8 protein-coding genes are annotated in these 14,105 nt (G+C 63.2%); 5 read left to right on the top strand and 3 right to left on the bottom strand.

What is annotated here, in order from left to right:
- Positions 1-92: 92 nt before the first annotated feature.
- Complete coding sequence (locus tag AC3WWH_RS12025; RefSeq protein ID WP_058321631.1) at positions 93-293, bottom strand: DUF1674 domain-containing protein; 201 nt, start codon at positions 291-293, stop codon at positions 93-95.
- A 124-nt stretch (positions 294-417) separates the two neighbouring features.
- Here AC3WWH_RS12025 and htpX point away from each other — a divergent pair, with 124 nt between their 5' ends.
- The 4 genes from htpX (at position 418) to purH (ending at position 6,421) form a co-directional block, all read left to right on the top strand.
- The gene (gene htpX, locus AC3WWH_RS12020) at positions 418-1,377 is read left to right on the top strand and encodes a zinc metalloprotease HtpX (RefSeq protein WP_058321632.1); all 960 of its coding nucleotides are present in this window, start codon (positions 418-420) and stop codon (positions 1,375-1,377) included.
- Positions 1,377-2,789, top strand: coding sequence for an RsmB/NOP family class I SAM-dependent RNA methyltransferase (locus AC3WWH_RS12015; RefSeq protein ID WP_058321633.1), 1,413 nt, complete (start codon positions 1,377-1,379; stop codon positions 2,787-2,789). Before htpX ends, AC3WWH_RS12015 begins: the two co-directional genes overlap by 1 nt.
- A 210-nt stretch (positions 2,790-2,999) precedes the next feature.
- Complete coding sequence (locus AC3WWH_RS12010; protein ID WP_058321634.1) at positions 3,000-4,685, top strand: heparinase II/III family protein; 1,686 nt, start codon at positions 3,000-3,002, stop codon at positions 4,683-4,685.
- Positions 4,686-4,810: 125 nt separating this feature from the next.
- Positions 4,811-6,421, top strand: a complete 1,611-nt coding sequence (purH, locus tag AC3WWH_RS12005) for a bifunctional phosphoribosylaminoimidazolecarboxamide formyltransferase/IMP cyclohydrolase (RefSeq protein WP_058321635.1) — start codon at positions 4,811-4,813, stop codon at positions 6,419-6,421.
- A 17-nt stretch (positions 6,422-6,438) separates the two neighbouring features.
- Here the strand turns inward: purH and AC3WWH_RS12000 are convergent, their stop codons facing one another.
- Together AC3WWH_RS12000 and AC3WWH_RS11995 are read right to left on the bottom strand one after the other, a co-directional pair.
- Positions 6,439-7,866, bottom strand: a complete 1,428-nt coding sequence (locus tag AC3WWH_RS12000) for an MFS transporter (protein WP_058321636.1) — start codon at positions 7,864-7,866, stop codon at positions 6,439-6,441.
- Between the two features lie 186 nt (positions 7,867-8,052).
- Positions 8,053-12,846 carry an NAD-glutamate dehydrogenase gene (locus AC3WWH_RS11995; RefSeq protein ID WP_058321637.1) on the bottom strand — a complete coding sequence of 1,598 codons (4,794 nt, stop codon included), beginning with the start codon at positions 12,844-12,846 and terminating at the stop codon, positions 8,053-8,055.
- 285 nt (positions 12,847-13,131) lie between these two features.
- Here AC3WWH_RS11995 and pdxY point away from each other — a divergent pair, with 285 nt between their 5' ends.
- Positions 13,132-14,013, top strand: a complete 882-nt coding sequence (gene pdxY, locus AC3WWH_RS11990) for a pyridoxal kinase PdxY (RefSeq protein ID WP_058321638.1) — start codon at positions 13,132-13,134, stop codon at positions 14,011-14,013.
- The last annotated feature ends 92 nt before the right edge of the window (positions 14,014-14,105 follow it).

Below are 14,105 nucleotides of genomic sequence, written 5' to 3'. Positions count from 1 at the left end.
CGCTTTGATCTAAGACGTTATTTGCGCACGCCGCAACTTAGTGAGCCGGATTCAGACCGCGGCTAAAGGGCTGGCAGACGGCAGTCCCTGACTCAGAAGTCGATCGCCCGACCCTTGATCTCCCAGTCGCCGTAGCGGGCAGGATCTTCACCGCCGCGCCCGCCGATCTCTGGTGGCAGTTCCTTCTTCTCTTCCGCCTGACGCCGCTCTTCGGCTTCCTTCAGCGCGCGTATGGCTGCGGGCGGCAGTGGCCGTTTCGGGCGATCGGGAGCGTTGTCATTGTCGTTCTGCATCTGAACGGTATCCGGATTCGAGCATCAATATTGAAGAACGGGGCATTTGCACCCATCATATAGGATGCCGTTCCCACAACGGGAACCCTGATTCACGTGAAACATCGACGATCCGGAGACTTAGATGAACCTTGTCCGCACCGCCATGCTGCTTGCAGTCATGACCGCCCTGTTCATGGCGGTGGGCTTCGTCATCGGCGGACGCGGCGGCATGATGATCGCCTTCGTCATGGCTGCGGGCATGAACTTCTTCTCCTACTGGAACTCCGACAAGATGGTGCTGCGCTTGTATCGCGCCCAGGAAGTCGATGAGCGCAGCGCACCGGAGTATTATGGCATCGTGCGGAACCTTGCCCGGAATGCCGGCCTGCCGATGCCACGCGTCTATGTAATCGATAGCCCGCAGCCGAATGCCTTCGCCACCGGTCGCAACCCGGAAAATGCCGCGGTTGCCGCCTCCACCGGCCTGCTGCATGCGCTCAGCTATGATGAAGTGGCGGGCGTCATGGCGCACGAGCTGGCGCACGTGCAGAACCGTGATACCCTCACGATGACGCTGACGGCGACGCTTGCCGGCGCGATCTCGATGCTCGGCAACTTTGCCTTCTTCTTCGGCGGCAACCGTGAAAACAACAATCCGCTCGGTTTCATCGGCACGCTGGTCGCCATGATCGTGGCGCCGATGGCGGCGATGCTGGTGCAGATGGCGATCAGCCGTACCCGTGAATACTCGGCTGACCGGCGCGGCGCCGAGATCTGCGGCAAGCCCATGGCGCTGGCCTCGGCGCTGCAGAAGATTGCCGGTGCGGCGCAGCAGATTCACAATGACGACGCCGAACGCAATCCGGCGACGGCGCATATGTTCATCATCAACCCGCTCTCCGGCGAGCGGATGGACAACCTGTTCTCGACCCATCCGAACACCGAAAACCGGATTGCGGCCCTGCAGCAGATGGCCCAGGAAATGTCTTCGGTCTCGACGCCGCCGGTTCGGGCTGATAATCCGGTGCGCAAATCGCGCTCTGTACCCTCTACCGGTTGGGGTCGCGGTGGTTCCGAACCACCCAAAGGTCCCTGGTCCTGATGTCCGCAGATAACAAGAACGATTCACCCCCGAAACGATCGCACCGAAACGGCGCCGCAGCGAAATCGAAAAAAGCCGCCGATTCGCCTCGCGGCCCGGAAAAACCGGGGCTGAAAGCACGTCAGGCCGCCGCCAAGATTCTCGGCGCGGTGATCGACCGCAAGACGTCGCTCGACGGCATGCTCGACAGCGAGCACGGCAATCCGGCCTATCGCGAACTCAGTGAGGCCGACCGTGCTCTGGTGCGGGCGATCCTGAACTCAGGGCTTCGCCATCTCCCGCGCATCCAGGCCGCCATCAATTCGCTGCTGCAGACGCCTTTGCCGGAGGGCGCGCGCGCGCTTGATCATGTGCTTGCCGTCGCGGCAGCGCAGATCCTCTATCTCGATGTGCCTGATCATTCGGCCGTCGACCTCGCCGTCGAGCAGGCGCAGGCGGATCCCCGCAATCGGCGTTTCGCCAATCTCGTGAATGCTGTTCTTCGGCGCCTGTCACGTGAAAAGGATGCCATTCTCGAAGGTATGCGTGATGTCCCGGCGATGCCAGATTGGTTCTTCGAGCGCCTGGTCGCCCGCTATGGCGCTGGGCCAGCGCAACAGATCGCAGATGCGCAGCTGACGCCGGCGGCAATCGATTTGTCGGTCAAGTCTGAGCCCGCAGCTTGGGCCGAGCGTCTTGGTGGCATCGTCTTGCCGACAGGTTCGGTCCGTCTCGGCGCATTCTCTGGCTCCATCCCTTCCTTAGCCGGATTCGACGATGGCGCCTGGTGGGTTCAGGATGCTGCAGCGTCGATACCGGCGCGGCTGTTCGGCGACCTCAGCGGCAAGCGGGTCGTCGATCTCTGTGCCGCGCCGGGCGGCAAGACCGCACAGCTCATCCTTGCCGGCGCCGAAGTGACGGCGCTTGATCAGTCCGGCAGCCGTCTGCGTCGGCTGAAGGGCAATCTGAAGCGGCTTGGCCTGGAGGCGGAGACGAAGGAAGTCAACATGGCCGACTTCCAGCCGGAAACGCTATTCGATGCGGCCCTGCTCGATGCACCCTGCTCTTCCACCGGCACGACACGTCGTCACCCCGACGTGCTGTGGACCAAGGGGCCGGAGGATATCGCAAAGCTCGCCGCCTTGCAGGAGCGGCTGCTCCGCCATGCGCTCACCGTCGTCAAGCCCGGTGGCATCGTCGTCTTTTCCAATTGCTCTCTCGATCCGCTCGAAGGCGAAGAGGTTGTTGAGCGAGTGATCGGTTCCGGTGCTGCCTATGAACGGGTTGCGATTTCGGCTGCGGACTGGCCGGGGCTGGAGGACGCAATCACGCCGCTCGGCGAAATGCGCACCACGCCGGCGATGTTCCCGCTCGACGCGCCCTTTGCCAGTGGTCTCGACGGCTTCTACGCGGCGGTGATTCGCCGCAAATAGCAGCGCCAACCGAAGTTGAGTCGGTCAAAATGGGGCTCAAGGCCCTGTTTTGCCGCGTCATTTGACGCTATCGCGCCAGAGGCCTATCAAAGACGACAATATTGATAAAAGTTTAACGGTCTCTCTGACACCATGCGGCGGCTGGCGCGAGACCATCGCCCGTTCAGATGTTGAGCGGTCGTGCCAGAAATAAGGAAACCGGCGACCTTGATGTTGTTTTCCGGCAGGCGGAGGCTTTCTTACCTGTATGTGCGTGAAGGCTGGCGCCGCGTGTCGCGCCGGCTATCGATCGGTCGCGTCTCCACTTTGCGCTTTACCGGCTCGACGCCCAACCGCCTGATCGTCGCGCCCACCGATCTTAGAGCCGTCGATCCCTTTGTTGCCGAAGAAATTCTTGCTGGTCGTTTCCCGCTTGCCGGCCGCGTTGTCGATACGGAAGGCGAATCGCCGTTCGAGATCGACCTGCCGTCGCGCGAGTTCGCGGCGCGTCTGCACTCCTTCGGCTGGCTGAGGCACCTGCGTGCGATCCGCGAGGATGCCGGCTACGTGCGTTTGCGCCAGATCGTCGACGACTGGATCGCCACCCATGGCCGCGATCTCGGCGGCATTGCCTGGGATCCGGATATCATCGCCCAGCGCATCATTGCCTGGCTTTCCCACTCGCCCGTTGTTTTGCGCAATGCGGAGCATGGTTTCTATCGCCGTTTCCTGAAGAGTCTCGCGCTTCAGGTGCGCTACCTGCGCCATATCGCCGAGACGGTGCGCGATGGCGAGGCGAGGCTTCGGGTGCGGCTTGCGCTTGCCATGGCGTCGGTCGCCATGCCAGCTTCGCCGAGCGCCATTCGCAAAGCCTCGCGCCATCTCGACCTCGAACTCGATCGCCAGATCCTGCCGGATGGCAGCCATTGCTCGCGTAGCCCCCGGGCCGGGCTCGAATTGCTGCTCGATCTGCTGCCGCTTCGGCAGACCTACGTCAATCTCGGCCATGACGTGCCGTCGCGGCTGATCCCCTGCATCGACCGCATGTATCCGGCCCTGCGCTTTTTCCGCCATCAGGGCGGCGAGCTCGCGCTGTTCAACGGCGCGACGTCGGTCCTGGCGCACGAACTGGCCTCGGTGCTGCGTTATGACGAGACGGCAGGCGAACCGTTCCGTTCACTGCCCCATGCGCATTACGAGCGTCTGGCGATCGAGAACACGGTCGTCATCATGGATACCGGCCGGCCGCTTTCCGTCGATCTTTCGCGCAGCGCTCATGCCGGCTGCCTGTCCTTCGAAATGTCCTCGGGCAAGACCCGCTTTGTCGTCAATTCCGGCGCGCCGAAGTTTGCCGGCGACCGTTTCCGGCAGATGTCGCGTACGACCGCCGCGCATTCAACGGTCACCGTCAACGACACGTCCTCTTCGCGTTTCTCGCAGTCCCGTTTCCTGGGGCCGATCATGACGACAGGCGTTTCCAAGGTAACGGTGGCGCGGAAAGACGAGCCCGGCGGGCTGGAGTCGGTGACGGCAAGTCACGATGGTTATCTCGCTGCCTTCGACCTGGTCCACGAACGTGATATCGGCGTCCTGAACGGCGGCCGTATGATCCGTGGTCGAGACCGGCTGTCGCGGGCAGATGGCAGTGATCCGGACGAGGCCAATACGGCCACGGCGGTGGCGCGCTTCCACATCCATCCGGCCGTCGGCATCCGCCAGAATAATGCGCGCGAGATCTTTCTGACCGCGCCGGATGGCGAGATCTGGCTCTTTGCCTGCCAGGACGGGGAGCTTGCGGTGGAAGAGGATATCTTCTTTGCCGATCCCTCGGGCATCCGCGCGTCGTCGCAACTGACCGTAACCTTCGCCGTCGCCCGCCAGCCGGAGATCCAGTGGACCTTCTCGCGCGCGAACTGAGGTGCTTATTTTAGCGTTGCCGTCTCGTTGAGGTTCCTTCGGCAGACAAGCTATGCTAACGGGCAGCCATCCCAACCGCCGGAGCCTCCTCCCGGGCGTCCGGCGCCGCTAAAGGAGCATGGTTGATGGCTGTCGCCTCCAAGAAAATCCCCGCCCCGAACGAGGTTACGGTCCGCACCGCCCTCCTCTCCGTGTCCGATAAAACAGGCGTCGTCGATCTGGCGCGCGCTCTTCACGAAAAGGGCATCCGGCTCGTATCGACCGGCGGCACGCACAAGGCGCTGTCGGAGGCCGGCTTGCCGGTGAGCGACGTTTCCGAACTGACCGGCTTTCCTGAAGTCATGGATGGCCGCGTGAAGACGCTGCACCCGGGCGTGCACGGCGGCTTGCTCGCGATCCGCGACGATGCCGATCACGTCGCCGCGATGTCGACGCACGGCATCACCGCGATCGACCTTGCGATCATCAACCTCTATCCCTTCGAAGAAGTCCGCGCCCAGGGCGGCGACTATCCGACCACAGTCGAAAACATCGACATCGGCGGCCCGGCAATGATCCGCGCCTCGGCCAAGAACCATGCCTATGTGACGATCGTCACCGATCCGGCCGACTATCCGGTTCTTCTGGAAGAGCTTGCTGCCGGCAAGACGACCTATGCCTTCCGCCAGAAGATGGCGGCCAAGGCCTATGCCCGCACCGCGGCTTACGATGCAGCCATCTCCAACTGGTTCGCCGAGGCGCTCGATACGCCGATGCCGCGCCACCGGGTAATCGGCGGCGTGCTCAAGGAAGAGATGCGCTACGGCGAGAACCCGCATCAGAAGGCCGGGTTCTATCTCACCGGCGAGAACCGCCCGGGCGTCGCCACGGCAACGCTGCTGCAGGGCAAGCAGCTCTCCTACAACAACATCAACGACACGGACGCGGCCTTCGAACTGGTCGCCGAATTCCTACCCGAGAAGGCGCCGGCCTGCGCCATCATCAAGCACGCCAACCCCTGCGGCGTTGCGACGGCGCCGACGCTGGCGGAAGCCTATCGCCGGGCGCTTGCCTGCGATTCCACCTCGGCTTTTGGCGGCATCATTGCGCTCAACCAGGAGCTCGATGCCGAAACGGCGGAAGAAATCGTCAAGCTCTTCACCGAAGTGATCATCGCACCGTCTGTCAGCGATGCGGCCAAGGCGGTCATCGCCCGCAAGCCGAACCTGCGGCTGCTTTCGACCGGCGGCCTGCCGGACCCGCGCATCCCCGGTCTTGCCGCCAAAACCGTTTCCGGCGGCCTGCTGGTCCAGACGCGCGACAACGGCATGGTCGAAGATCTCGAGCTCAAGGTCGTGACCAAGCGCGCGCCGACGGCCCAGGAACTCGAGGACATGAAGTTCGCCTTCAAGGTGGCCAAGCACGTGAAGTCGAACGCGATCGTCTATGCCAAGGATGGCCAGACCGCCGGCATCGGCGCCGGCCAGATGAGCCGCGTCGATTCCGCCCGCATCGCTGCGATCAAGGCCGAGGAGGCGGCGAAGGCGCTCGGTCTCGCAACGCCGCTCACCAAGGGCTCCGCTGTCGCCTCCGAAGCCTTCCTGCCCTTTGCTGACGGTCTGCTGTCAGCGATCGCGGCGGGTGCCACCGCCGTCATCCAGCCGGGCGGCTCGATGCGTGACGAAGAGGTGATTGCCGCTGCCAACGAGCACGGCGTTGCCATGGTCTTCGCCGGTATGCGCCACTTCCGCCACTAAGGCGCGTGAACGACAAGTCAGAGGCCGTCGCGTCCGAAGGATGCGGCGGTTTTTTTGCGCCCGTCGTCAGCCGGATAGGGCGTGCGCAGGAGGATCAACAGGCCAACGACCAGAAACGCGATGAGGGCCATCATGCCGATGCGGGCCGAACCGGTGGCAAGCGTGATCGTCGCGACCGAGGCAGGGGCAAGGAACGACGTGGCGCGGCCGGAAAGCGCATAGAGACCGAAGTAGCGCCCGGCCTCGTCCAGGCTGACGCTGCGGGCAAGATATGAACGCGACGAGGCCTGAACCGGGCCGAAGGCTATGCCAACCAAGAGGCCATAGAGGATGTAGGCCTTCTCAGCCGCCGTGCCGAACAGGCCCCCGGTATCCTCCGTCGACAGCGGCATGAGACCGAACAGGGTGAAGCCCGGGCCGGTCGAGACGATGCCGATCGTTGCCAATGTCAGGCAGATCAGGCTGGCAGTGACGATGACCTTGGAGCCGAGCCGCGTATCAAGCCTGCTTGCATAGAGGCAGCCGCCGATGGCGACGACGTTCAAGATGATGCCGTAGATGCCGAGTTCCAGCGTCCGCCAGCCAAACATTGCGGCGGCGAAGGTGCCGCCAAGCGCCAGAAGGCCGTTGACGCCATCCTGGAAGATCATGCGCGCGATGAGGAAGCGCAGAATGCCCGTTCTTTCCTTGAGTTCGCCGAGCGTGCCCTTCAATTCCCGAAGGCCGGTGACGGTTGCCTTGCCAAGCGACATGGTCGCCTTAGTCGCATCCTGGGTGAACAGGAACATCGGCAGGATGAAGACGAGGTACCAAAGCGCCGAGATCGGGCCGGTGATGCGCGCATCCTCTCCCTTGGCAGGATCGAGACCAAACAACGGATCGATGCCGGCTGCCGTCTTGCCGGTCTCGGGGCTGCCGGCAAGGAGTGCCACGACGGCGATCAGCACGATCATGCCGCCGAGGTAGCCGAGCCCCCAGGCGATGTTGGAGATGCGGCCGACGTCTTTCTCCGGGACGAGGCGGGGCATCATCGAATCGTTGAAGACGATCGAGAACTCGGCCGCGATGCTTGCGAGGATCATGAAGATCGCCGGGTAGAGGATCGGCGAGCCTGGGGCTGCGAACCAAAGCATAGCCAGCGATATGATCTTGATGACCGCGAAGAAGGCGATCCAAGGTTTGCGCGGCCCGGTCGCGTCGGCAATCGAGCCGAGAACCGGTGAAAGGATCGCGATGATGATGCCGGAAACGGTGAGTGTGTAGCCCCACATCGCCTGGCCGACGGCGTGATCCTCCGTCAGTCGCGAGACGAAATAGGGGCCGAAGATGAAGGTGGTGATGACCGTGAAGAAGGGTTGCGCCGCCCAGTCGAACAGCATCCAGCCAGCGATGCCCGCGCGCGACGCCCGCGGTTGTTCCTCAGTCCTCTCGGCCGAAATCTGCAAGGTCCCCTCCCGAAACGACTGCGCCGCGCGTCCTCTCGAACGCGCGGCGCAGCCTATCTTCAATCCCACCGATTCCAAAAGGTCCAGAGCAGGATGCGGACGAAAAAACTGCCCGCATCTGCATTTGTCCCGTTCAGGCGGGTCGGATCCATCCAACCCGCGCCGATCGGTACGGGATAAACTGTCTTACTTCGCCCTACCGCGTGCGAGGTCATTGAGCAGACCAGCAGCAACGGTGATCTTGGCGAGCGTCGTTTCGCCCTTCTCGGTCAGGAGCCGCAGCTGGCCCGTCGCCTGGGCGACACGGACGCGTTCGGCCTCTTCCCAGGCGGCTACCGGATTGCGGTCCTTCTTCTGCTCGCGCAGCGCTGCCGCGGTGATATCCCGCCGCGCGGCGGCGATATCGGATACGGCTCGCGATAGAGCCATTGCCTCGAACTGCTCCGTTGCCGGAACACGATCGGACGCCGCAAGCAGGCGGTTGATCCGAAGCGTATCGGTGACGGCGAAGTAGCCCTGGGCCGTGCGGCTCAGCGTTTCACCGGTTTCAGCGGCAATCTGCATGATCTCGGGCACGAGCGTCATCAACGCCAGTTCCGAAATCTCCTCGGCGAGCTTGACGGGTACCCCGCCCTCGACGAAGGCAGCCGTCTTCAACCGGGCCTCTTCAGCACTCTCGCCGGAGACGGCGGTCCGCATGGTAGCGCGCAGCTTCTGCAGGCCGTCGCCGAGGCGCGATACGGCTTCGGAGACCGAGCCGGTCGCTGCATGGGTCCGCAGCGCCCGCTCGGTGACGAGCGTGAAGATGCGGCCGACTTCCTGGTAGAGGATGTTCTGCAGGCCGCCGCCGATCTTGTTGTCGAGTGCGTCGATCTCGTCATAGATGCGCGGCAGGTCGAAGCCGTCGAGCGCCAGCACAGCGGCCTTGACGACGTCGGCCGAGAAGAAGCCGGTCGCATCCGTCAGCGTCGAGACGAAAGCCGGGCCACCGCGGTTGATGACCTCGTTGGCGAGGATCGTCGCGATGATTTCGCGGCGCAGGCGATGGCCGTGAATGTCGCCGGCATAGGTCTTGCGCATCTTCGCCGGGAAGTAGCGCTCCACCGTTGCCGTGAAGTACGGATCGTCGGGCAGTTCGCTCGCGATCAGTTCATCGAAGAGAACGAGCTTGGAGTAGGAAAGCAACACGCCGATTTCCGCGCGGGTCAACGGCTTGCCTGCCTGGTAGCGCTCGGTCATCGCCTGGTCGGTCGGCAGCGTCTCGACCTTGCGGTTGAGATGGCCGTCGGCCTCGAGGCGCGTCATGAGCCGGCCAAGCGTCGTCCGGTTGCCGAGTCCTTGCATCGCGGTCAGCGAGATCGCCAGCGATTGCTCGTAGTTGTTGCGCAGCACCAGATGGCCCACTTCCTCGGTCATCGAGGCGAGCAGCGTATTGCGCTTCGGGCGGGTCAGGCGACCATCGCGCATGGCCGAAGCAAGCGCGATCTTGATGTTGACCTCGACGTCGGAGGAGTTGACGCCGGCCGAGTTGTCGATGGCGTCCGAGTTGCAGCGGCCGCCATTGAGGCCGAAGCCGATGCGGCCCTTCTGGGTAACGCCCAGGTTAGCGCCCTCGCCGATGACGCGGGCGCGGACCTCTTCGGCCGTCACACGGATGGCATCGTTGGCGCGGTCGCCGACTTCCGCATCCGTTTCGTTGCTGCCGCGGATGTAGGTGCCGATGCCGCCGAACCATAGCAGATCGACCTGGTTCTTCAGGATCGCATTCATGATCTCGAAGGGCGTTGCCTTCTGCTTGTCGAGGCCGATGGCGGCCATCGCCTGAGGCGTGAGCGTCACCGACTTTTCGGCACGCGAGATGATCATCGCGCCCTCGGAGAGCGTCTTGCGGTCATAGTCCTGCCAGCTCGAACGCGGCAGAGCGAACATGCGCGTGCGCTCGGCGAACGAGGCATCGATATCCGGATTCGGATCGATGAAGATGTCGCGGTGGTCGAAGGCCGCGATCAGGCGGATCTTCTCCGAGAGCAGCATGCCGTTGCCGAAGACGTCACCGGACATGTCGCCGACGCCGGCAACGGTGAAGGGCGTCGTCTGGATGTCGATGTCCATCTCGCGGAAGTGCCGCTTGACGGTCTCCCAGGCGCCGCGGGCGGTGATGCCCATCTTCTTGTGGTCGTAGCCGGCGGAGCCGCCCGAGGCGAAGGCGTCGTCAAGCCAGAAGCCCGCTTCCTGCGCCAGGCCGTTGGCCGTGTCGGAGAAGGTCGCAGTGCCCTTGTCGGCGGCAACGACGAAATAGGGGTCGTCACCATCGCGGCGCAGCGTATCGGCGGGCGGCACGATATCCTGGCTGACGATGTTGTCAGTCACCGAAAGCAGAGTGCGGATGTAGGTCTTGTAGGCTTCGGTACCGGCCCTGAAGACCTCGTCACGGGTGCCGCCGACGGGGAGTTGCTTCGGATAGAAGCCGCCCTTGGCGCCAACCGGCACGATGACGGCGTTCTTGACCTGCTGCGCCTTGACGAGGCCAAGCACTTCCGTGCGGTAGTCCTGGGCGCGGTCAGACCAGCGCAGGCCGCCACGGGCGACCTTGCCGAAGCGCAGGTGAACGCCCTCGACCTCGGTGCCGTAGACGAAGATTTCGCGGAACGGACGCGGTTCCGGCAGGCCGTCGAGCTGCTTCGGGTCAAGCTTAAAGGCGAGAACCGCGCGCGGCTTGCCGTCGGCGCCATGTTGGAAGTAGTTGGTCCGGAGCGTCGCTTCGATCGCGTTGACGTAGCGACGAAGGATGCGGTCCTCGTCAAGGCTCGGAACGGCAGACAGCGCGTCCTCGATCGCGGAAAGCAGGGCGCTGCACTTCTTTGCACGCGGCTTTTCCTCGAGCTTCGGATCCATCCGGGTCACGAACAGCTTGAAGATATCGGCTGCGATCGCCGGATACTTGTTCAGCGTGTCGGCGATATAGCCCTGCGAATAGGTGATGCCGGCCTGGCGCAGATAGCGGGAATAGGCGCGCAGCACTGTGACTTCACGGGCATTGAGGCCCGCAAGCAGGATCAGCCGGTTGAAGTTGTCGTCCTCGATCGTGCCGTTCCAGGCGGCGAGGAAGGCTTCCTCCAGCGCCGCACCCGACTTTTCGAGATTGAGCGCAAGGCCGTCGCGATGGATCAGCTCCATGTCGTGCAGCACCACGCGGTGCTTGTCCTCGCCGTGCCTGCCGACATTGAGGTCGTAGGTCTGTTCGCTGATGACCCGGAAGCCGAGGTTTTCCAGCAGCGGCACGCGGCGCGACAGCGACACGGGCTCGCCGGCATGGAAGATCTTCAGCTCGGCCGTGTCAGGACGGTTGACCGGGCGGTTATAGTTGTAGAACGAGATCCGGATCGGATCTTCCGCCTTGCAGGCGGCAATGTCTGCAAGGTCGGCATAGGCTTCCGCCGGCGTGAAGAACGACTGGTAGGCGCCGTCGACATCAAGCTCGATGCCGTCCTTACGGGCGAGAAGGTCGAACCGATCGATCCAGCGCGTGACGATGCCGCGAACGGCCTCTTCAAGCTTGGCCTGCGGAATGCGCGGGGTCTTGCCGCTGGTGCGGCCTATGATGAAGTGCACGCGCGCCAGACCGCCTTCGGGGAAGGCCGGGTAATAAGCCGAAACGCGGCCGTCATAGGCGGTCTTCAGGTAGTCGCCGATCTTTTCGCGTACGTCGGAATCATATTGTTCGCGCGGCACGAAGACGATGACCGAGACGAAGCGGTCGAAATGGTCGATGCGCGGCAGGACGCGGATGCGCGGCCGGTCGCCGAGTTCGTTGATCTGTTCGCAGAAGGCGGCGAGCAGACCGACATCGATCTGGAAGAGGTCGTCGCGCGGATAGGATTCGAGCGTGTTGTCCAGCATCTTGCCGGAGTGGCTCTGCGGGTCGTAGCCGAAATGGTCGACGATCTTCTCGATCTTGTGGCGCAGCAACGGGATTTCAGCCGCCTGGCGGGTATAGGCCGAGGAAGTGAACAGGCCGACGATGCGCAACTCGCCGGCGACATTGCCGTCGGCATCGAAGCGCTTGATGCCGATATAGTCCATATAGGCGCGGCGATGGACGACCGATTTCACGTTGGCCTTGGTGACGATCAGGAAATCGGGGCCGTCGAGGAAGGCGAGGATTTCCGGCGTGGTCAGTACTGCGTCCTTGCCCTGGCGCAGAACGCGCACGTCGGGGTTGGAGAGGATGCCGAGGCCCCTGCCCTTGCCGCGCTCGACCGTCGCCTTTCCGCCCTTGCCCGAGTAGGTATACTCGCGCATGCCGATAAAGGTGAAGTTGTTGTCGCGCAGCCAGCGAAGGAAGGCGAGCGCCTCATCACGGTCGCTCTTCTTGCGCGAGGCGTTGTAGGCCTCGAGTTCCTGCACGGCCTGGTCGAGCAGCGCCGTCATCGCCGGCCAGTCGTGTACCGTCTGGTGTACCTGCTCCAGCACGTCGCGGATGCGGTTGCTGAGCTGCTCGGCTTCGACGGGCGCCAGCTTCGTCAAGTGGATCTGGATGTGGCTGACGCGGTGCGCCGGATCGCTTGCCTCTTCCGGATCGAAGAGTTTTACCGGCTTGCCCGGTTCCTTGACCAGGATGGGATGGATCGCGAGGTGGATATCGCGGTGCGTGCTGGTGATTTCCCCCATGACCGAATCATAGAGGAACGGCATGTTGTGTTCGGTGATCGCGATGATCGAAACCTCGGTGCCACCCGGCGCGACGCCGGCGACGGTTTCGACCGAAACCTGCGGCTTGCCGCCATCCCAGCGGGCGAGTTCACGATGCGCATGGGCTGCAATCAGCGCCAGCATGTCCGCCGAATAAAGATCGAGGTCGTCGTTGCTGGCCCCACCGAAGAGGCTCTCCGGCGCCAGCGCGTCGACGCCCAGTTTGATGGCGGCCGCCTTTGCTGCGTCGATGTGTCTGTCCCGCTTCGGATTGTATTTCACGCCCATGAAGTCTCTCCCACTCATGATAGGCCAAACCCTATCAGAACCATGGCTAATGGCGACCGCTTTTTACGCCGATTTCGGCAAAATCGAGCCGAAAATTGGAGAATTTCACGTGAAAACAGCTTAAATCCATTTAAATCGAAGGCGATTTCGCGAAAATTGCTCGAAATTCGATGAAAAAGCACGAAAACGCCAGCGGCTTCCACCGGACGTATCTGCCATCGCCTGTTGACAGGGCGGTGACAGTCGGGTGATCAGAGTTTCTAGATCGAAGGATTGGACTCGTCGATGCCCGAAATGCCCTCCCTGCCCGGCGCCGTCATCGTCATCTCGAGCCATGTCGTGCGTGGCAAGGTCGGCAACCGGGCCGCGGTGTTCGCGTTGGAGACGCTGGGGCATCCGGTCTGGGCACTGCCGACGGTCATTCTTCCCTGGCATCCCGGACACGGGCGCTCGACCCGCGTCACCATTTCAGACGCGGATTTCCAGTCGATGATCGACGACCTCATTGCCGCGCCCTGGGTCGGCGAGGTGCGCGCCGTGCTTTCGGGCTATCTCGGATCGCCCGGCCAAGCCGAAGGCGTTGTGCGGTTGGTGACGACTCTCAGGGAACGTAATCCCAAGCTGATCTACGCCTGCGATCCCGTCATTGGCGATGCCGGCGGGCTCTATGTCCCGGAGGCGACCGCGACGGCCATCCGCGACCAACTGTTGCCGCTTGCCAACCTGGCGACGCCGAACCGCTTCGAGCTCGCCTGGCTCGCCGGCGCGACGCTGGAGACCAATACGGCGATCCTCGATGCCGCTCTCGGCCTCGGTCCGGCCCGCGTGCTGGTGACCTCGGCGGTGCCGATGATGAGCGGCGGTACCGGCAATCTCTTCCTCTCGGGCAATCACGCACTGCTCGCCGAACATCGGCTCGTCGAGAACCCGCCGAATGGCACCGGCGACTTGCTGACTGCCCTGTTTCTGGCGCGGCTTCTCGAAGGACTATCGGAAGAGCGAGCATTGCAGATGGCGACTGCAAGCGTCTTCGAAATCATCGCGCGGAGCGTCAAGCGCGGTGCCGACGAGCTGACAATCGAGCAGGACGCGTCGAGCCTTTCGACGCCGATGGCGATGGTGCAGATGCGCCGCCTGGTGCACCCGAATCAGATGCGGCGCAAATAGAAGAAACTGTTCATGGGCAGCAGCCCTTGTGGCATCGTGGATTGAACTTTAGGTCATGATGATATTCATGGCGGGGCGTGATGCGGGCGGAA

The sequence above is a fragment of the Ensifer sp. EB106-03-01-XG145 genome (genome assembly GCF_058792075.1).
The sequence above is the reverse complement of the archived record's forward strand: the minus strand, read 5'-3'. Positions and strand labels throughout refer to the sequence as shown.